The sequence below is a fragment of the Streptomyces barkulensis genome, assembly GCF_002843305.1.
In the GTDB taxonomy this organism is placed as follows: domain Bacteria; phylum Actinomycetota; class Actinomycetes; order Streptomycetales; family Streptomycetaceae; genus Streptomyces; species Streptomyces barkulensis.
On the sequence record NZ_PGSG01000110.1, the window covers coordinates 184,793 to 203,832 of the forward strand.

A 19,040-nucleotide genomic window follows, 5' to 3' on the forward strand; every position below is an offset into this window, starting at 1 on the left:
GAAGTCTGTCCACACCGGGCCGGAGCCGTGCCCGCCGGCACGGAACCGAAGGGGGAGCCGGTGCGGAACGGTCGATTTGTCGGCAGGTCGCCCTCGTGCTCCAATACGGGGATGGCTCTGCGCAACGCGGTGATGGCAGCCCTTCTGGAAGGCGAGGCGTCGGGCTGGGACCTGGCCAAGGGATTCGACTCCTCGGTCGCCAACTTCTGGACGGCCACCCCCCAGCAGCTCTACCGCGAACTCGAGCGCATGGAGCGGGAGGGGCTCGTGGCGGCCCGCGTCGTCCAGCAGGAGCGCCGGCCCAACAAGCGGCTGTTCTCCCTGACCGAGGCGGGATACGCCGCACTGCGCGACTACACCGCCGCCGCCCTGGCCCGGCCCACCGTCATCCGCGACGAACTGCTGGTGAAGGTCCAGAGCGCCGACGTGGGCGACATCGAGGGCGTCCGGGCCGCCGTCGAGACGCAACTGGAGTGGTCGACGGCCAAACTGGCCCGCTACGAGCGGGGGCGCGCCAAGCTGCTGGACGGGCGCACCGAGGAGGAGTACTTCGCCCGGGCCCGGCGCGTGGGCCCCTACCTCACACTGCTGCGCGGCATCGCCTTCGAGCGCGAGAACCTGCAGTGGTGCGAGACCGCCCTGAGGGTCCTGCGGCAGCGCGGCGCCGGTGCGGGCCCCGGCGACGGCGGGCGCGGGGACACGGTGGAGGCGTCCGGCCGCCGGCGATGAGCGGCCGGACGCCCGCGGACCGGGCTCCGGATGACGGCCCGGACGGTGCCCCGGACTATGCTCCGGATCCCACCGCACCACCGGGCACCAGATCCGGATGCGCCTCCAGCAGCCGCTCGGGCGCCGCCTGCCGCCACGAGTCGACGAGGATGTCCCGCAGCTCGGCGATGTCCTCCAGGGCGGCCAGCCTGACCCGCACCCACGCCGAGGACACCTCGTGGGGCGGCACCCAGAACTTCTCCGGCTCAGCCGCGATCAGCTCGGTGCGCTCAAGGCGCGGGCAGCGCACGGCGACGGAGGTCTCGTCGTCGGGGACCGTGATGTACATCTTCCCGGCCACCCGGAAGGTGGGCATGCTCCACGCCTCCTTCTCCACGGTCTCCGGGAGGGACAGCGCGATACGTCGGACGTCGTCGGAATCGATCACGGCGATACCGTAGCCGCGACCACCGACACGGCCGTGCCGCGCCGGGGCCCCGGTCCCTCAGGAGGGCCGGGAGGCGGTGCGGGAGAGGAAGGCGTCCCGGTCGAGGAAGACCAACCGGGCCCGCTTGTGCGGCAGTTCGATCTCGGGGCCGAGGACGAAACCGGTACGCAGCAGCCGGGAGACCGCCTTCTCGTTGCGGGCGTCGGGCTCGGCGACGATCCGCCTGCGGCCGGGGTCCTCGGCCAGCAGGTGGGCCAGGAAGACGGTCAGCAGGGTGCCGGTGAAGCCCGGCCGCGCCCCGCCGTCCGCCGGGCCGACCATCAGATGGAGGCCGTAGTCCCCCGGCCGCACCTCGTAGTACTCGCCGACCGGGTCGGCGTCCGGCTCGTAGGTCTGGAAGAGGGCGACCGGCCGGTCGTCGAGGTGGATCAGGTAGGCGTGGTGCGTGGACAGGGAGTCCAGGTACTCGTAGATCTCCAGGACCTGCTCGCGGGTGTGGTCCAGCATCCCCCAGAAGCGGGCCCGCTCCCGGGTCACCCAGTCATACAGCAGATCGATGTCGCGGGCGGGGTCCACGGGGACGACGCGGACCGTGCCGAAGCCCTCGACGCGGGCCTCGTGCACGGCTTGGCGACGCCGGGGGGCCGAGGGCGCGGAGGGGGCGGAGGCGCCGGAGGGCGCGGCCGGGTCGGTCACTTCTCTCCTCGGTCGGAGGCTGCGGACGGTACGGATGGTACCGGCGGTGCGGCGGGCTCCTCGGCGAGCTTCTCCCAGTCGGTGACGACCGGGACCAGCTCGCAGCGCGCCCACGGCGAAAGCTGGTCGCGGTGGTGCGGGTCCCCGGGCACGCCCGAGGCACCGAGCGGCACCACCCAGGCGCTGTCCTCACGGCGGGCGAGGTCCCACACGTAGCGGGCGGCGGAGGCGCGGGCGCTGAGGTCGGTGACCCCGGGCACGCTGGAGGTGGCCAGCACGCAGTCGTGGTCGCCGGCGAGGGAGGGCCAGGGCTCGCCGGGATCGGCCGGCAGCGCCTGCCAGGGCGCGAGCCGGTGGGTGTCGCCCCACCGCGCCGGCGGGCCCTGGACGGCGGCCTCGCCGGCCGCCACCTCCTCGACGGCGGCCCGTACGGCCGCGGCCCGGTCCGCGAGTGGCAGGAGGTCCGTGGCCAGCAGATGCTCCAGGGCGTATCCGACGCGGGGCACGAGCGCGAGCCAGGGCCGGAAGACCTCCGGTGCGGGCGGCGGGTCCGCCAGCGGCCGCAGCAGCGGATGCCTCGCCAGCAGCCTGACCGTCGCGGTGCGGACGGCGGCGAAGGAGGCGGCGCCGGCGCTGTCGGCGTCCATACGGCGGTCCCAGTCCAGCAGCCGTTCCCGCAACCGCCGGGCGTCCGGCCCCAGTTCCCCGGGGTCGGTGCGCGCCAGCAGGTCCAGCAGGGGCGCGGCCGAGGCCAGCAGGGTGTCGCGGTGGACGGCCGCCATGTCCTTCGCGGACCACACGGCCCGCTCCGCCAGCAGCTCCCGGATGCGTTCGGCCCGGTGCGGCGGTGCGAACTCCGCACCGAGGGGTTCGGCGATCCCGCGCTGGTTGGCCATGACCGCCACGCCCTCGACACGTTCGCGCGGCATCGGCCCGTGCCAGGCCCGCCAGGCGTACCGGGGCTCCCAGGCGGGCACGACCCGTATCCGGTTGTCCGGGTGGCGCACGGGGACGGCGCCCGCCACCCGGTGCAGCGTCCCGCCCGCGGTGTCGGCGGCCAGGACGACGTTGACGGGCTCCACCCAGCCGTCCAGGGCGCGGTCGACGTCGGCGACGGAGCGGGCCCGCAGCAGGGCGGGAAGCACCCGGAAGCCGAGGTCCGCGCTCACCCGCGGGGGGTGGCGCAGGGAGAGCGCGCCGAAGACGTCCCCGGCCGGGGAGTCCCGCACCGGGGAGTCCGGGTCCGCCCAGTGCGCCGCCTCGTCGCCGTCGGCGATGACGGGGCCGCGCTCGGTCTCGATCACCTCGACCGTCACCGGCTCGCCGCCGGCCACCTCGATCGTCTCCACCCGGCGCTCGGCGGGCCGCCACCCGTCCGGGCCCAGCGCCTCCACCCGCTCCCCGCCCGGCCCGGTGCGCCGCAGCCGCTCGCGGTAGAGGTCCTGGTAGTCGGCCATGGCGTTGGTGATGGCCCAGGCCACCGGGCCGGCATGGCCGAAGTGGGCGATGCCGGGGACACCGGGGACGGCGAGGCCGACGACGTCGAACTCCGGGCAGGCCAGCCGGATCTGCTGGTAGACCCCCGGGGCCTCGATGAACCGGTGGGGGTCGCCCGCGACGATCGCCGCGCCCGTGGTGCTGTGTTCCGGCGGGACGAGCCAGCTGTTGCTGCCGGAGGTGCCGGGCCCGTCGGTGGCGAACACCCCCACCCACTCGGGCCCCAGACGGCGGGCGACGGCGTCGCGCCAGAGCTTGGCCGGGAAGCCCGCGAACAGGATGTGCGCCGACAGCCAGACGCCCAGCGGCGTCCACGGCCGCCAGCGGCCGGGGGCCAGGCCAGTGGCGGCGAACTCCGGGGCCCGGGCGGCCCCTTCCGCCAGCCCGTCGTTGACCCCGTCGACATAGAAGCGGATCCAGGCGGCGGTGCCGGGATCCTCGCGCTCCAGGGTGTCCATGCACCGCCGGGCGGTGTCCTCCAGCCGCACCCGCCGCGCGAACCGGTCCCAGGAGACGGCCTCCGCACCGAGGAACGACGCGGTGGTGCCCTGCGCGCGGTGCCGCTCGACCTCGATCTGCCAGGCGCGGTCGGCCGCCGCGTTGCGTCCCTGGGCGTACGCCAGCTCGTCCGCGCCGTCCGCGCGCAGATGCGGTACGCCCCAGGCGTCCCGGTAGACCCTCACGGTCATGCTCGATCCCCCTTCCCGGCGGCGGACCGCCCGGCGCGGCCCAGCAGCAGGCCGGCCGCGCAGCCGCCCGCGAGGACCGCCGCGGCGCCGGCCAGCTGCCCGGTCCGCAGACCGGAGGCGAACGCCTCGGCGACCGCGGCCAGATCCGCCTCCCGGGAGACCCGGGCCAGGGCGGCGGGCAGCGACTGCGCGGCGCCGGCCGAGTCCGGCAGCAGGGCGGCGAACCGGGAGGCCAGGACCGCCCCCAGGACGGCGACGCCCAGACCGGCGCCCATCTCGGTGAGGGTGCCGTTGACACCGGCTCCCGCGCCCGCCTTCTCCTTGGGGATCGAGCTCATGACGGCCTCGGCGATGGCCGGATTGGCGCAGCCGCAGCCCGCCCCCATCAGCACCAGGCCGAACAGGATCCCGCCGTAGCCCCCGTCGCCGACGAGTGCGACGACCGCGAGGCCGGCCGCCATCACGGCCATGCCCGAGGCGATCATCACCGGCAGGCCGAAGCGCGCGATCAGCCGCGCGGAGGCGCCGGTGAAGTTCACCAGCACCACCGTCAGCGCGAAGGGCGCGACGGCCAGCCCCGCCTGGAGCGGGCTGTCGCCGCGGACGAACTGGAACTGCTGCGTGAGCAGGTACAGGGCGCCGCCGCTGCCGAAGGTGATCAGCACGACACCCGTCACGGCCCCGGTGAAGCGGCGGCTGCGGAACAGGGCCGGGTCCAGCATCGGATGCTCCGTGCGCCGCTCCCAGCGCAGGAAGACCGCCAGCACGGCGGCGCCCAGCACGGCCGGCACCAGGATCCGGGGAGAGCCCCAGCCCTCCTCCGGCCCGGTGATGACGGCGTAGACCACACAGGTCATGCCGGTGACGGAGAGCACCAGGCCCGGCAGGTCGAGGCGGCCGCCGCGAGGGTCGCGGCTCTCGGGTACCAGGACCGCGACGGCGACCAGGCCGATGAGCACCACCGGGATGTTGATCAGGAAGATCGCACCCCACCAGTAGTGGCTGAGCACCAGCCCGCCGACGACCGGCCCGGAGGCGAAGCCGAGGGCGTTGACGGCACCCCACAGGCCGATGGCCTTGGGCCGCTCGCTCGCGTCGAAGACCTGCATGACGACGGCGAGGGTGGTCGTCAGCAGCAGCGCCGCGCCCACGCCCATGCCCGCGCGGGCCGCGATGAGCTGGGCGGAGGAGGAGGCGAGTCCCGCCGCCAGCGAGCCGGCCCCGAACAGGGCCAGCCCGGCCAGCAGCATCCGCTTGCGTCCGTAGCGGTCGGCGGCGTTGCCCGCCGCGAGCAGCAGGCCCGCCTGCACCAGCGCGTAGGCGTTGATCATCCACTGGATGTCGGCGGTGGACGCGCCCAGCTCGCCGGTCAGCGACGGGATCGCCACGTTGAGCACGGTGTTGTCGAGCACCACGACGAGCTCGGCCAGGCAGACCACGGCCAGGATCGCCCAGCGGGCGGGGTGCCCGCCGGGTGGTCCGGCCGCCGCCGAATCGGGTGCGGGACCGGGCGCCGGGCCGGCGCCGGTGGCCGGGTCGGTCGTCACCACGGTGTGTCAGGCCCTCCCCGGGGCGTAGGGGGCGATGGGGTTCCTCAGGCTACCGACGAGCTGGAGCGCGCCGGAGGGGTCCGCCAGGTCCACCATCTGCCGGTTGTCGCGCAGCTGGAGCCGGTTGAGGCAGGACAGCGCGAACTCCTCGGCGAAGATGTCGTACCGCTCGAACCGCCCGGCCAGCTCCGGCACGGACTCCTGGTAGCGGATCACCGCCTCGGCGACGGTGCGCCAGAAGGCGTCCTCGGTCAGCACGCCCCGGTCGGCGAGGATCGCGCCGAGGTGGCGCAGGAAGCAGTCGAAGACGTCGGTGAGGATCGCCAGCAGCCGCATGTCCTCGGGTGTCTCGGCGCGGATGCGCTCCACATCGGGGGGCAGCTCCACGCCGGAGTCCATCACGACGATCTCCTCGGCGATGTCCTTGAACACCGCCCGCGCCACCGCGTCGTCCTCCAGGACGAGGATGACGTTCTCGCCGTGCGGCATGTACGCCAGGTCGTAGGCGTAGAAGCTGTGCAGCAGCGGGGCGAGGTAGGCGTCCAGGTAGCGGCCCAGCCAGGCCTCGGGGGTCAGGCCCGAGCGCTCGATCAGCGCGGCGGCCAGCGAGCCCCCCTCGGTGTCGGTGTGGAGCAGGGACGCCATGGTGGCCAGGCGCTGCCCCTCCTCCAGGGCGGGGACGGGGCTCTCGCGCCACAGGGCCGCGAGCATCTTGCGGTAGGGCGAGTAGCGGTCGGTGGCGGCCTCGTAGCCGGGGTGGCGGTAGCCGACGGCGGCGCGCTCGCGGATGATCTCCAGGCCGGTGGCGCGCAGGACGGGGTCCTTGGCGACCAGGTCGGCCAGCCAGTCGTTGATGGCGGGGGTGGCCTCCATGTAGGCCGCCGAAAGGCCTCGCATGAAGCCCATGTTCAGCACGGACAGGGCCGTCTTGACGTAGTGCTTGTCCGGCGCGGAGGTGTTGAAGAAGGTGCGGATGGACTGCTGGGCCAGGTACTCGTCCCCGCCCTCGCCCAGCAGCACGATCCGGCGCTGGGCGACCTCGGCGGAGAAGGTCACGGCGAGCTTGTTCCACCACTGCCAGGGGTGGACGGGGATCAGCAGGTAGTGCGCCGGGTCCAGGCCCTGGCCGCGCAGGACGGAGCCGAACCGGTCCAGGGTCTCCTCGCCGAGTTCGGCGCGCAGCAGCGCGTGGTAGTCGGTGTCGGCCGAGCAGGTGAAGGTGGTGTGGTCGCGGTGGGCGGCCACCCACAGCAGCCGTACCGGGGCCGCGGTCTCGGGCGCGTAGGCCAGGTACTCGTGGATCCCGAAGCCGAGGCGGCCGTTGTTGGCGACGAAGCAGGGATGCCCCTCGGTCATACCGGTCTCGATCGCCTGGAAGCCGGCGCCGGCCAGTTCGGCGGCGGTGACCGGCTCCTTGGCCAGTTTGTACGCGGTGCTCGCCAGGGTGGAGCTGATCTCCTCCAGGTAGACGGGCAGGATCTCGTCGCTCAGGCCCAGGGCGCCGCGGAACTCGGTGAAGAACGCGAAGGCGTCCAGGGGCAGTTCGGCGCCGCCGCGGTGGCGGGTGATGCTGTCGGCGTCGATCTGCCAGTGGTCGAGCGCCATCAGACGGGCCGTGAAACGGTACTCGGTCTCCTCGCCGCCGTCCCCGTCCCCGTCCCCGCCACCGGTGACGGCGTAGCGTCCGCCGCCCAGTTCGGCGGGGACCAGCAGGCGCTCGTGGGAGAACTCCGACAGGGCCTTGCGCAGCAGCAGCCGTACGGCGGTGTCCCAGTTGCCGGGGGTCAGATGGGCCACGGCCCCGTGCGGATCGGGCTGCGGTACGGCGTGGGGGGAGGGGGCGGTCACAGGGCGGCTCCTCGTGTGGCGGCCTCGAAGCGCTCGCGGGTGCAGAAGCTCAGCAGGGCCTCCTTCTCCGGTTTGGCGATCGTGCCGGCGACCTCGAAGCCGACGGCGGCGTTGAGGGCGTGCACGGCGGTGTTGCGGGCGTCGGGCTCGACGACCACGCGGCGGGTGGCCGGGTCGTCGAAGAGCATCGCCATCACCGTGGTGATGACGGCGAGGGTGAACCCGTGGACCGGGGTGCCGGACGGCGCGGTGAGGAAGTGCATCCCGACGTCGCCCGCCCGGTGGTCGTACAGCCCGGCCAGCTCCACGTGCGCGGGGTCGTAGCGCTCGACGAGGAAGGCCGGGCCGCCGCGGTGCAGGCCCAGGAAGGCGTCGTGGTGCGGGTGTTCGGCGATCCGCCGGTACTCGTCGGCGACCTGCCGCTCGTCGGCGTCCTGCATCATCCAGTACACGGCCTTGGGATGGGTCACCCAGGAGTGCAGCAGGGGCGCGTCGGCGGCGGGGTCGAGGGCGACCACGGAGAATCCCCCCAGACGGGGGTCCTCGCGGTGGAAGAGGACGTCGCTCACGCGATGCCTCCCTCGGGGGCGCCGAAGTCCTGGAAGGTGATGGACTTCTCGACGGGGTAGACCTCGCGGCCGAGGATGTCGCGGATGATCCAGGAGTTGCGGTACGGGCCCATGCCCAGGTCCGGCGAGGTGACGCTGTGGGCGTGGACGGCGCCGTTCTGCAGGAAGACGCCGCGTCCGGTGACGTCGACGCTGTAGTTGCGGGCGACGTCGAAGCGGCCCGAGGAGTCGAAGCGGAGGCGGTCACGGATCCCGTCCAGGAAGGCGGGGACGCGGTGGCGGTAGCCGGTGGCCAGGACCAGGCCCTCGGTGGTGAGGGTGAACTCCTCGTCCTGCTCGACCTGGTGCAGGCCCAGGGTGTAGGAGCCGCTCGCCTCGTCGTGGGAGGCGGAGGTCAGCGCGGTGTTGGTCAGCAGCCGGGTGGGGACGGGGCCGGCGGCGCTCTTGGCGTACAGCAGGTCGAAGATGTCGTTGATCAACGCCTCGTTGATGCCCTTGAACAGGCCCTTCTGCTCGCCCTCCAGCCGGTGCCGGGTGGTCTCGGGCAGGGCGTGGAAGTAGTCGATGTAGTCGGGGGAGGTCATCTCCAGGGTCAGCTTGGTGTACTCCAGCGGGAAGAACCGCGGGGAGCGGGTGACCCAGTTCAGGCGGTAGCCGTGGGTGTCGATCTCCGAGAGCAGGTCGTGGTAGATCTCGGCGGCGCTCTGCCCGCTGCCCACGATCGTGATGCTCTTCTTGGCCTGGAGCGCCTTCCTGTGCTCCAGGTAGCGGGAGTTGTGGATCACATCGCCGCCCAGCCCCTCGCAGGACTCGGGGAGGTAGGGCGGGGTGCCGGTGCCCAGCACCAGATGGCGGGCCCGGTGCTCGCCGAGCTCGCCGGTGGAGGTGTCGCGGGCGGTGACGGTGTACAGGCCCTCGGTCTCGTCGTGGGAGACGGCGACGACCTCGCGGCCGAAGCGGACGCAGGACAGCCGGCCGGCGGCCCAGCGGCAGTAGGCGTTGTACTCGGCGCGCAGCGGATAGAAGCTCTCGCGGATGTAGAACTGGTACAGGCGCCCGGACTGCTTGAGGTAGTTGAGGAAGGAGTAGGGGGAGGTGGGGTCGGCCATGGTCACCAGATCCGCCATGAAGGGCGTCTGCAGGGTGACGCCGTCCAGCAGCATGCCGGGGTGCCAGTCGAACTCCGGGCGGCTCTCCAGGAAGAGCCCGTCGAGGTCGTCGACCGGCTCGGTCAGGCAGGCCAGCCCCAGGTTGAAGGGGCCCAGTCCGATGGCTATGAAGTCGTGAGGGGTGGACACGTCGTCTCCGTGGGTCTGGTGATCCGGTGGTTCAGGCGGCCGGTGAGCCGCTGAGGCGGGCGGCGGAGGAAGCCAGGTGCTCCTGGGCGTGCCCGGCGATCAGGTCGAGGACGGCGCGGATGTCGTCCGTCGTCGTCTCCGGGTTGAGCAGGGTGAACTTCAGGTGGTGGCGGCCGTCGACCACCGTTCCGGCGACCACGGCCTCGCCGGAGGCGGCCAGGGCTTCGCGGGCGTGCAGGTTGGCCAGGTCCACGGCCGTCTCGTCGGAGCTTGCGCCGGTGTCCCCGCCGGGGGTGCAGCGGAAGACCAGGGTGGACAGCGTCGGCCTGGTGACGACGGTGAAGCGGGGGTCGTCCTCCAGGATCCGCCAGGCTTCGGCGGCGAGGTCAACCACCTGGTCGAAGAGGGCGCCGACGCCGTCGGCGCCCATGATGCGCAGGGTCAGCCACAGCTTGAGCGCGTCGAAGCGCCGGGTGGTCTGCAGGGACTTGTCGACCTGGTTGGGGATGCGCTTCTCCGCGCTGCGGGCCGGGTTGAGGTAGTCGGCGTGGTACGTGGCGTGCCGCAGGGTGGCGCCGTCGCGGACGAGGACGGCGCTGGAACTGACCGGCTGGAAGAAGGACTTGTGGTAGTCGACGGTGACCGAGTCGGCCCGCTCGATGCCGTTCAGCAGATGGCGGCGTGTGGGCGAGGCCAGCAGCCCGCAGCCGTAGGCGGCGTCGACGTGGAACCACGTCCCGGCCTCCTGGCACAGTTCGGCGATCTCGGGCAGGGGATCGATGGAGCCGAAGTCGGTGGTGCCGGCGGTGGCGGAGACGGCCATCACCGTCAGGCCCTCCTCCCGGCAGCGGCGCAGCTCGCGGGCGAGGGCGTCGGTGCGCATCCGGCGGTCGCCGTCGCAGGGGACGCAGACGACCGATCCCGGCTCCAGGCCGAGGAGTTTGGCGGCCTTCAGCACGGAGAAGTGGCCGGCCTCGGAGGTCAGGACGCGCAGTTTCGGCAGCATCTCGCAGACCGGCGGCGGGGTGGGGGAGTTCTTCCGCAGCACCCGGAGGGCCTCCTCGCGGGCCAGCAGCAGCGCCTGGAGGTTGGACTGGGTGCCGCCGCTGGTGAAGATGCCGTCGGCGGCGCGGCCCAGGCCGATGCGGGCGGCGGTCCAGTCGATGAGCCGGCGCTCCATCAGAGTGCCGCCGGCGCTCTGGTCCCAGGTGTCCAGGGAGGAGTTGACGGCGGAGAGGACGGCCTCGCCGAGGAGAGCGGGAAGCACCACCGGGCAGTTGAGGTGGGCGAGGTAGCGGGGGTGGTGGAAGTAGACCGCGTCGCGGAGGTAGACCCGCTCCAGTTCGTCGAGGGCGGCGGCCGGATCGCCCAGGGGGCGGTCGAGGTCGATGCCGTCGATCACCGGGGCCAGTTCACCGGGGGTGACACCGGTGAACGGGCGGCTGGTTCCGGCGACGGTCCGGGCGACCCGTGCCACGCCTTCGGAGACCAGCCGCCGGTAGTACTCGGCGGTGGAGTCGTTCAGCAGGTGGGAGCGGGGGTCGCCGCCGGCGGGGTCGGCCGTGTCGGCAGGAGCGAGAGGGGAGGCGGATCCCTGGGGGCTCACGCGCGGGTCCTCCGAATCGGGGGAGCGGGAAACTTAGGTAAGGCTATCCTAACTTACTTTGATCATGTGAGAGCCCCTCGTACCGCGGGTGGTACGTGGGGCTCTGTGCGGGGTTGACCTCCCGTCAGGCGGCGCCGGCGAGCGCCTCGGCGCGCAGATCCTCCTCCGAGGCGCCCAGCCGCCAGTACCCGGAGAAGGCCACCCGACCGCGGGCGAAGCCCCGTTCGGACACCAGATGACGGCGCAGCGCCCGCACCGCGGCGGCCTCGCCCGCCAGCCACGCGTACGCGCCGCTCCAGGCGTCCGCGGGCAGCACGGCCTCGCGTACGGCGTCCACCACCGCGCCGTGCCGCCGGAAGTCCTCCCGGACCAGCCAGGTGACCTCCGCGTCGGCCGCGGTGGGCAGCGGCCGTACGTCCCCGGCCCGGGGCACCTCCACCCACACCCGCGCCCGGACGCCGGCCGGCAGCCAGGCCAGGATCCCGGCGACGGCGGGCAGCGCCGTCTCGTCGGCGGCGAGCAGCACCCGGTCCGTGCCGGCGGGAGGACGGAATCCGACGCTCTTGTTCTCCGCGGTGACCGGGCCCAGCAGGCGGACCCGGTCACCCGGCCGGGCACGCCGCGCCCAGCGGGTCGCGGGCCCGGTGTCGCCGTGCAGGACGAAGTCGACGTCCACCTCGCCCGCACCCGGGCGCTGCGCGGCCACGGTGTAGGAGCGCATGACCGCGCGCACCGCCGGGTCCATCGCCCGCCAGGCCGCGAACCAGCCGTCGCCCAGCTCCACCGGGACGAGGGGCTCGCTCTGGCCGGGCTGCGGCAGGAAGAGCGAGAAACTCTGGTCCCTTCCGCCGCCCGCGAACCGCCCGATCCGCTCCTCGCCGAAGGTGATCCGGACCAGGGACGGCCCCAGCCGCGCGGTGCGTACGACCGAGGCCTCGAAGAACTCGAACGCCGAGGCGGCCTGCCGGGCGGCGGGAGCGCGACGGGGAGCCGGCCGCCGGTGAGCCGCGGGAGAGGCGGCGACGGGAGAGGCGGCGACGGGAGAGGCGGCGGGGGTGGCGGTGCGCGGTGTCATCTGCGGGCTCTCCTTCTCGGAGGTTGCTGTCCTGCGCGGTCTGGGGTTGCGCGATCGGGGCCGAAAGGCGACGCGGCGCCTTTCGGCCCCGGCTCAGCCGAGCTTCTTCGCCCTGGAGATGGCGTCGGCGAGGTTCTCCATCAGCGGGGCGGCGCCCTGGTAGGAGAAGCGCGGCACCGGGTCCCACTCGGCGACCTGGTCGGCCTTCACCGCCGGCAGCGCCTCCCAGGTGGGCTTGGACTTCAGGTCCTTCGGCTGCAGGGCGGTGCTGCGGTTGTCCAGGATGATGAGGTCGGCCTCGTACTGCCCGGCGTTCTCCCAGCTGAGGCTCTCGAAGTAGCCGCCGCTGGCCTTGACGTCCTCGGGGATGACGAACTCGACGCCCAGCTCGGCGAAGTACTTCAGGTCGGCCGCGGGCGCGGGGGTGGAGACGTAGAAGTAGTCCGCGCTTCCGGAGGCGGCCAGCACCCGCAGCCCGCCGCTGGCCTTGGCGGCCTTGCGGAGCTTCTCGGCCGCCGCCTCGAAACGGGCCTTGCCGTCGGTGACCTGCTTGGACTTCAGGTCGGCGCCCAGGGACTCGGCCAGGGCGGCGTAGCGCTGGATCGGCTTGAGCAGGGAGACGTCCGCGACCTGGACGGCGACGCTGGGGGCCAGCTTGAGGATCTTGTCCGCGCTCTCCTCCGGCACGTACCACAGCGAGGCGGCGTCGTACTGGTGCGTGACCAGCAGTTCGGGGTTGAGCGCGGCGTACTTCTCGATGTCGAACTCGCCCCAGGCGTTGCCGATGACCTCGATCTTCTTCACATCCAGATCGCCGGCCTGCGGGTGGGCCGAGCCGTCCTCCAGGACCGTCTCGCCGAAGACGCCGACGATCCGGTCCTTCAGGCCGAAGTCGGCCAGGGCGGCGGCGGTGCCGGTGAAGGCGACGATGCGCTCGGGAGTTCTGTCGGCGGTGACCTTCTTCTTGCGGTCGTCGGTGAACGACCAGGGGCCGGCGTCCTTCCCGGCGGTCCTGCCCGACGTCTGCGAACCGCCGTCCCCGCACGCCGCGAGCAGGGCGCCCAGGCCGAGGGCGCCGCCCGCCGTGAGAATGCCCCGGCGGGAGAGGTTGGCGGTTCTTGCGTAGGACATGACTGGGCCTCTCTGAGCAAACGCACAAGGATGCGACAGGTGTTCAGACCACCGGCCGCGGCTGTTAGGTTAACCTAACCAAAGTTCGAGCCCAAGGGGGCGGTCGCCGATCTCCCCCCGGCACACCGGAGTCCGCACGTGTCACTCATCAAACCGAGCCCCGCGGGGGAGACAACGGAACCGGCGCCGCCCCCTGCCGTGGAGGGGCCGCCGACGCGAACCCGTACCGCCCTGCGCTCCGCCGGACTGGCGGGCGCCGTGGCCCTTCTGCTCGTCCTGCTGGTGCTGAGCCTCGGCTTCGGCGCCCGGCCGCTGTCGGCGGGCGAGGTCTGGTCCGGGCTCTTCGACAGCGGTTCCGCGACCTGGAGCGTGGTGCACGAGATGCGGCTGCCGCGCACCCTGCTCGGGCTGCTCGTCGGCCTCGCCCTCGGCCTGGCCGGCGCGGTGATGCAGGCGCTGACCCGCAACCCGCTGGCGGATCCCGGACTGCTGGGCATCAACGCCGGCGCGTCGGCCGCGGTGGTCACCTCCATCGCCTTCCTCGGCGTGACCGGCTTCACCGGCTACGTGTGGTTCGCCCTGGCCGGCGCGGCGGTCGTCTCCGTCCTCGTCTACGCCGTCGGCGGCGGGCGCGGGGCGACCCCGGCACGGCTGGCGCTGGCCGGTGCGGCGCTCAACGCCGCCCTGTACTCCTATGTCAACGCCGCGATGATCCTGGACGCCGCGTCACTGGAGCGGATGCGTTTTTGGACCGTCGGCTCGCTGGCCTCGGCCCGGATGGACGCCGTGGTGCAGGTGCTGCCGTTCATCGCCACCGGCACCCTGGCCGCCCTCGCCCTCGCCCGGCCGCTCAACGCCCTCACGCTCGGCGACGACCAGGCCCGCGCCCTGGGCGCCCGGCCGGAGAAGGTGCGCGCCGCCTGCGTCGTCGCCGTCACCCTGCTGTGCGGTGCGGCCACCGCCGCCGCCGGCCCCATCGTCTTCGTCGGACTGATGGTGCCGCATCTGGTCCGCGCGATCACCGGCCCCGACCTGCGCTGGGTGCTGCCGTACTGCGCGGTGCTCGCCCCCGTGCTGCTGCTCGGCTCCGATGTGCTCGGCCGGCTGCTGGGCCGCCCCGGCGAGCTCCAGGTGGGCGTCGTCACCGCCGTCCTCGGCGGCCCCCTCTTCCTCTACGTCCTGCGGCGGCGGAAGGTGGCCGCCGCATGAGGACCGCCACGGGAACCGCCACGAGGAACGCCACGGGAACCGGCGCCGGAACCGGTGAGGGAACCGGCACGAGGACCCTCCGCGCCGGGCCGGCGCTCAGCCTCCGCTTCCGCCCCCGCGCCCTGGCCGCCGCCGTCGTCTGCCTGCTCGTGGCCCTGGCCGCCGGCGTCGTCACCATCGGCAGCGGCGACTACCCCATGAGCCCCGCCGAGGTGCTGACCACCCTCACCGGGGGCGGCACCCCGGCCCAGGACTTCATCGTCAACGAGCTGCGGCTGCCCCGGGTGTTCGCCGCCCTCCTCACCGGCGCCTCGCTCGGCCTGGCCGGGGCCGTCTTCCAGTCCGTGGTGCGCAATCCGCTGGGCAGCCCCGACATGCTCGGCATCACCCAGGGCGCCTCCACCGGCGCACTGCTCGTCGTCCTCGCCGGCGGCAGCAGCGCGGCCCTGGCCGGCGGCGCCATCGCCGGAGGGCTTCTGACCGGACTGCTCATCTACGCCCTCGCCTGGCGCCAGGGGCTCCACGGCTACCGGCTGGTGCTCACCGGCATCGGTGTCCTGGCGATGCTCACCGGCGTCAACGGCTACCTGCTCACCCGCGGCAAGCTGATGGAGGCCTCCCGCGCGATCCTGTGGATCACCGGCAGCCTCGACGGCCGCGGCTGGCCCGAACTCACCCCGCTGCTGATCGCCCTGGCGGTGCTGGGCCCGGTCACCGTCCTGGGCTGCGGACGGGCCCTGCGGATGACGGAGATGGGCGACGACGCGGCACACGCCCTCGGTGTGAGCGTCGAGCGCGCCCGCACCACGGCGCTGGGCTCCGCCGTCGTCCTGGTCTCCTTCGCCGCGGCCTGCGCCGGACCCGTCTCCTTCGTCGCGCTCACCGCGCCCCAGCTCGCCAAGCGCCTCACCCGCGCACCCGGCCCCAACCTGCTGCCCGCCGCCTGCATGGGCGCGGCCGTGCTGGTGGTCGCCGACTGGGTCGCCCAGAACCTCTTCACCGGACGGCAGATCCCCGTGGGCGTCGTCACCGGCCTCCTCGGCGGCTGCTACCTGGTGTGGCTGCTGGCCACCCAGCGGAAGGCGGGAAGGATATGAACATCCCCGCGGCGGTACGGGACCTCCCCGGCCCCCGGAACCTCCAGGCCCCGGTCGGACACCCTCAGGACGGAGCAGAACGGATGACGCAGGGCAACCACCGCGACCACGGCACCCCGGAAGCCGGGGGGACGAGGCTGAGCGGCGAGGGCCTGACCCTCGCCTACGACCGGCGGACGATAGCCGAGGACCTCACGGTCGCGATACCGGACCGCTCCTTCACCGTCGTCATCGGCCCCAACGCCTGCGGCAAGTCCACCCTGCTGCGCGCCCTGTCACGGATGCTGAAGCCGGCCGCCGGGGCGGTGCTCCTGGACGGCAGGGACATCTCCTCGACGGGCGCCAAGCAGGTCGCCCGCACTCTCGGCCTGCTGCCGCAGTCCTCCGTCGCACCCGAGGGCATCTCCGTGTCCGAACTGGTCTCCCGGGGCCGCTATCCGCACCAGAGCCTGCTGCGCCAGTGGTCGGCCGAGGACGAGCGCGTCGTCGCGGAGGCGATGTCCTCCACCGGCGTCGCCGACCTCGCCGACCGCTCGGTGGACGAACTGTCCGGCGGGCAGCGGCAGCGGGTGTGGATCGCCATGGCGCTGGCCCAGCAGACCCCCCTGCTGCTGCTGGACGAGCCGACCACCTACCTCGACCTCGCCCACCAGATCGACATCCTGGACCTGTGCGCCCGCCTCCACCAGGAGGAGGGCCGCACCCTGGTCGCCGTCCTCCACGACCTCAACCACGCCGCCCGCTACGCCACCCATCTGATCGCCATGCGCGACGGGCGGGTGGTGGCCTCCGGGCCGCCGGAGCAGATCGTGACCGCCGAACTGGTCGAGGAGGTCTTCGGCCTGCCCTGCCGGGTCATCGAGGACCCGGAGACCGGGACCCCGCTGGTGGTGCCCGCGGCGCGGCGCCGCGCCCGCAGGCCGCAGGCGGCCGGTCACCTCTCCTGATCCGTCACCTCTCCCGACCTGTCACCTATCCCGGCCCGACTCCTCGTCCAGCTGCCCCGACACCAGGGGTGCCCCCCGGAGGCGGCCTCCCACTCGTGTTCCGGCCGGGCCAGCAGCCGTCGCAGCTCGCCGGCCGGGGCGGCCAGGCCCGCCGGGCGGTACCGGCGGCCGCCCGCAGCAGCCCGGACGCCCGCCACCCTCTTCCCGCCGGACCGCAGCGCGCGCACGGCCCAGGGCAGGACGCCGGGGCGCCACGCGCCTGCGGCGATCCGTCCGACGGAGACCTGCTGGAGGAAGTCCCGGCGGGCGTGGGGCACTTCCTCCCGGTGGGCCAGGACGGGGATCCCGTACCGCGTGCGCAGGTACTCGGCCGAGCAGATGTGGTCGCTGTGGGCGTGCGTGACCAGTACGGCCGCCACCGCGGACGGATCGGCGCCGACCGCGTGGAGCGAGGCGAGCAGCAGCTCGCGGTCTTTGGGACACCCGGTGTCCACCAGGGTCACGGGGTCGCCGTCCTGGACGATCACCCAGTTGGTGTCGCTGCCGTGACCAGGTGGACGCCCGTCTCCACCCGGACCGTCTCCGGTGCGCGCATCGCTTCTCCTTCCGGCTCCCCGGCAGGGTACGGCGGAGACGGGCAGAGACGCCGGGCCGGTGACCGCGGCCAGGGAGGGGATGGCAGGATCGCAGGGTGCTGGAACGGATCATCGCCGCGTGTGACGGCGCCTCGAAGGGAAACCCCGGACCCGCGGCCTGGGCATGGGTCATCGCCGGAACAGACGGGGACGTGGAGCGGTGGGAGGCCGGCCCGCTGGGCCGGGCGACCAACAACGTGGCGGAACTGACCGCGCTGGAGAGACTGCTCCAGGCCCTGGACCCGGCCGTACCGGCACAGGTGCGGATGGACTCCCAGTACGCGATGAAGGCGGTCACCACCTGGCTGCCGGGCTGGCGCCGCAAGGGCTGGAAGACCTCGGCCGGCACACCGGTGGCCAACCGGGACCTGGTGATGCGCATCGACGAACTACTGGCCGGACGGGACGTCGAGTTCGTCCACACCCCGGCCCACCGGGCGGGCGGGGACCGGCTCAACGACGCCGCCGACCGCGCCGCGAGCCACAGCGCCCGCACCCAGCGGCCGATCGGCTCCGCGGCGGGGGACGACCTGCCGCCGCCCGAGCCCGGCACCGCCCCCGCCGGCGGGCGTTCCCGCGCGACGGGGGCGAAGCCGGCGCGGAAGGCCGGGGCACCGGGCCGCTCCTCCGGGAGGTCGCTCAAGGCCCGCTTCCCGGGCCGGTGCCGCTGCGGCCGGCCGTACGCGAAGGGCGAGACGATCGCGAAGAACCCCGACGGCTGGGGTCACCCCGCCTGCGCCGTCCCCGGAGCGGGCGGGGCGTGACACCGGTCCGCCGGATGATTCGGACGCCGGCGGGCCTCCCGGCGCGCCCCGCCCTATCGGGCGGTGCCGAAGGTCTGCGTCCAGTAGTCGCCGGGCTGGGCCAGGCCGACACCGATCTCCTCGAACGAGCAGTTGAGGATGTTGCGCTTGTGGCCGGGGCTGGACATCCAGCCGTCCATCACGCTCTCGGGGGTCCGGTAGCCGTAGGCGACGTTCTCGCCGTAGGTCCGCCACTCGTAGCCGGCCCGCTCGATCCGGTCCCCGGGGCCGGAGCCGTCGGAGCCGGTGTGGGACATGTTCCGGTGGTCGGCCATGTCCTGACTGTGGGCCCGGGCGGCCTCGGTCAGCTTCTCGTTCGCCTTCAGGGGCGCGCATCCGGCCTTGGCCCGCTCGCTGTTGACGAGTTCCACGACGCGGGCCGCGGCATCGTCGGCCGGGGCGGGTGCGGAGGGAGTGGAAGGCGTGGAGGTGCTGGGAGCGGGGGAGGAGGGAGTGGAAGGCGCGGAGGTGCTGGGAGCGGGGGAGGAGGGAGTGGAAGGCGCGGAGGAGTCGGGGGCCGGGGAGGCGCTCGGGGGAGCGGCGGGCGTGCGGGTCTTCTCCGCCTCGGGCCGCGAGGTCGACCTGGAGACGGGCGACCGGTCCTCGGAGCGCCGGCTTCGCCAGGAGCGGTCCCGGTCGCCGGAGGAACGGTCCTGCCAGGAGCGTTCACGGTCATCGTGGGAACGGCTCTGCCACGAGTGGGAGCGGTTGTCGGCGGTCGCCGGCCGGTCCACGCACGCAAGGGCCACGGTGGGCACTCCCAGGGCGGTCACGGCGAGGGCCGCGACGGATATCTTCCGGTAGCGCCTCGTTCTGCGGTGCTTGTTCATGTGTGGCCCCAATCGTCGGATCGCGGATCCCCCCGGGATATGGACGACCCGCACGGAACCCACCTCTGAGCTGTGGGAACGCGGTGCGGGCCGTCATTGTCGGAAGCGTTCGGCCGACTGGGCAACGAGCGCTGGTACTACGCCGCCTCGTAGGTCTCCGCGCCCCTTGCGGTCGGCGCGGGACCGTGCCGGGGCGGGCGCCGGGGTGCGCGGTGGTGCCGTGTCGCCCCGTCAGGAGCCGTCCCGTGCCGTCGTGCACGGAGGAGTGCGCGAAGCGGGGCGGAGTCCACCGAACCGGACGCGCGGTATGACCGTTTCGGGTGGGACGGGCCTCTATGTCCGCCGGGTGTCGTCTACTACCCGGCAGGCGTAGTACCGATATGCGCTGTGACGGATGTCACGGA

The 19,040-nt window shown here is 73.5% G+C and carries 17 protein-coding genes; 5 read left to right on the forward strand and 12 right to left on the reverse strand.

Translation table 11 applies throughout. The features are described 5' to 3' along the window. Positions 1 to 111: 111 nt before the first annotated feature. Positions 112 to 729: a PadR family transcriptional regulator gene (locus CUT83_RS25705; protein ID WP_101258213.1), complete on the forward strand. Its 618-nt coding sequence runs from the start codon at positions 112 to 114 to the stop codon at positions 727 to 729. A gap of 55 nt (positions 730 to 784) precedes the next feature. On the opposite strand, the gene CUT83_RS25710 is transcribed toward CUT83_RS25705, so the two are convergent. The 10 genes from CUT83_RS25710 to CUT83_RS25755 form a co-directional block, all read right to left on the reverse strand. Beyond that, entirely contained in the window at positions 785 to 1,156 is a 372-nt protein-coding gene (locus CUT83_RS25710) for an MmcQ/YjbR family DNA-binding protein (protein ID WP_101258214.1), read from the reverse strand. Between the two features lie 57 nt (positions 1,157 to 1,213). Then, the gene (locus CUT83_RS25715) at positions 1,214 to 1,852 is read right to left on the reverse strand and encodes a GNAT family N-acetyltransferase (protein ID WP_101258215.1); all 639 of its coding nucleotides are present in this window, start codon (positions 1,850 to 1,852) and stop codon (positions 1,214 to 1,216) included. Continuing rightward, positions 1,849 to 4,038 (reverse strand): penicillin acylase family protein, encoded by a 2,190-nt coding sequence (locus CUT83_RS25720; RefSeq protein ID WP_101258216.1) that lies wholly within the window; start codon positions 4,036 to 4,038, stop codon positions 1,849 to 1,851. The genes CUT83_RS25715 and CUT83_RS25720 overlap by 4 nt, the downstream gene beginning before the upstream one ends. Continuing rightward, positions 4,035 to 5,588 (reverse strand): DHA2 family efflux MFS transporter permease subunit, encoded by a 1,554-nt coding sequence (locus CUT83_RS25725; RefSeq protein ID WP_420882466.1) that lies wholly within the window; start codon positions 5,586 to 5,588, stop codon positions 4,035 to 4,037. The genes CUT83_RS25720 and CUT83_RS25725 overlap by 4 nt, the downstream gene beginning before the upstream one ends. 6 nt (positions 5,589 to 5,594) lie before the next feature. Continuing rightward, positions 5,595 to 7,436 (reverse strand): IucA/IucC family protein, encoded by a 1,842-nt coding sequence (locus CUT83_RS25730; protein WP_101258217.1) that lies wholly within the window; start codon positions 7,434 to 7,436, stop codon positions 5,595 to 5,597. Continuing rightward, complete coding sequence (locus CUT83_RS25735) at positions 7,433 to 8,005, reverse strand: GNAT family N-acetyltransferase (protein WP_101258218.1); 573 nt, start codon at positions 8,003 to 8,005, stop codon at positions 7,433 to 7,435. The genes CUT83_RS25730 and CUT83_RS25735 overlap by 4 nt, the downstream gene beginning before the upstream one ends. Next, on the reverse strand, positions 8,002 to 9,303 hold the full coding sequence (locus tag CUT83_RS25740; RefSeq protein ID WP_101258219.1) for a lysine N(6)-hydroxylase/L-ornithine N(5)-oxygenase family protein: 1,302 nt from the start codon (positions 9,301 to 9,303) through the stop codon (positions 8,002 to 8,004). The genes CUT83_RS25735 and CUT83_RS25740 overlap by 4 nt, the downstream gene beginning before the upstream one ends. 31 nt (positions 9,304 to 9,334) lie before the next feature. Beyond that, entirely contained in the window at positions 9,335 to 10,831 is a 1,497-nt protein-coding gene (locus CUT83_RS25745; protein ID WP_240958227.1) for a pyridoxal phosphate-dependent decarboxylase family protein, read from the reverse strand. Between the two features lie 202 nt (positions 10,832 to 11,033). Continuing rightward, positions 11,034 to 11,984 (reverse strand): siderophore-interacting protein, encoded by a 951-nt coding sequence (locus tag CUT83_RS25750; RefSeq protein WP_101258221.1) that lies wholly within the window; start codon positions 11,982 to 11,984, stop codon positions 11,034 to 11,036. Positions 11,985 to 12,077: 93 nt separating this feature from the next. Continuing rightward, entirely contained in the window at positions 12,078 to 13,115 is a 1,038-nt protein-coding gene (locus tag CUT83_RS25755; RefSeq protein WP_101258222.1) for an ABC transporter substrate-binding protein, read from the reverse strand. Positions 13,116 to 13,313: 198 nt separating this feature from the next. Here CUT83_RS25755 and CUT83_RS25760 point away from each other — a divergent pair, with 198 nt between their 5' ends. The 3 genes from CUT83_RS25760 to CUT83_RS25770 all read left to right on the forward strand — a co-directional run bounded on the left by CUT83_RS25760 (position 13,314) and on the right by CUT83_RS25770 (position 16,368). After that, a complete protein-coding gene (locus CUT83_RS25760; RefSeq protein WP_240958228.1) occupies positions 13,314 to 14,324 on the forward strand; it encodes a FecCD family ABC transporter permease in 1,011 nt (336 codons plus the stop codon). Next, entirely contained in the window at positions 14,321 to 15,421 is a 1,101-nt protein-coding gene (locus CUT83_RS25765) for a FecCD family ABC transporter permease (protein ID WP_101258224.1), read from the forward strand. The genes CUT83_RS25760 and CUT83_RS25765 overlap by 4 nt, the downstream gene beginning before the upstream one ends. Before the next feature lie 83 nt (positions 15,422 to 15,504). Beyond that, positions 15,505 to 16,368, forward strand: coding sequence for an ABC transporter ATP-binding protein (locus CUT83_RS25770; RefSeq protein ID WP_101258225.1), 864 nt, complete (start codon positions 15,505 to 15,507; stop codon positions 16,366 to 16,368). On the opposite strand, the gene CUT83_RS31755 is transcribed toward CUT83_RS25770, so the two are convergent. Continuing rightward, complete coding sequence (locus CUT83_RS31755) at positions 16,356 to 16,895, reverse strand: MBL fold metallo-hydrolase (protein ID WP_439145011.1); 540 nt, start codon at positions 16,893 to 16,895, stop codon at positions 16,356 to 16,358. The genes CUT83_RS25770 and CUT83_RS31755 overlap by 13 nt on opposite strands. A gap of 164 nt (positions 16,896 to 17,059) precedes the next feature. Between CUT83_RS31755 and CUT83_RS25780 the strand changes: the two genes are divergently transcribed. Beyond that, positions 17,060 to 17,767: a ribonuclease H family protein gene (locus CUT83_RS25780; protein ID WP_101258227.1), complete on the forward strand. Its 708-nt coding sequence runs from the start codon at positions 17,060 to 17,062 to the stop codon at positions 17,765 to 17,767. Between the two features lie 53 nt (positions 17,768 to 17,820). Here CUT83_RS25780 and CUT83_RS25785 read toward each other — a convergent pair whose 3' ends face one another. Beyond that, positions 17,821 to 18,636 (reverse strand): CAP domain-containing protein, encoded by an 816-nt coding sequence (locus tag CUT83_RS25785; RefSeq protein WP_101258228.1) that lies wholly within the window; start codon positions 18,634 to 18,636, stop codon positions 17,821 to 17,823. Between the last annotated feature and the right edge of the window lie 404 nt (positions 18,637 to 19,040).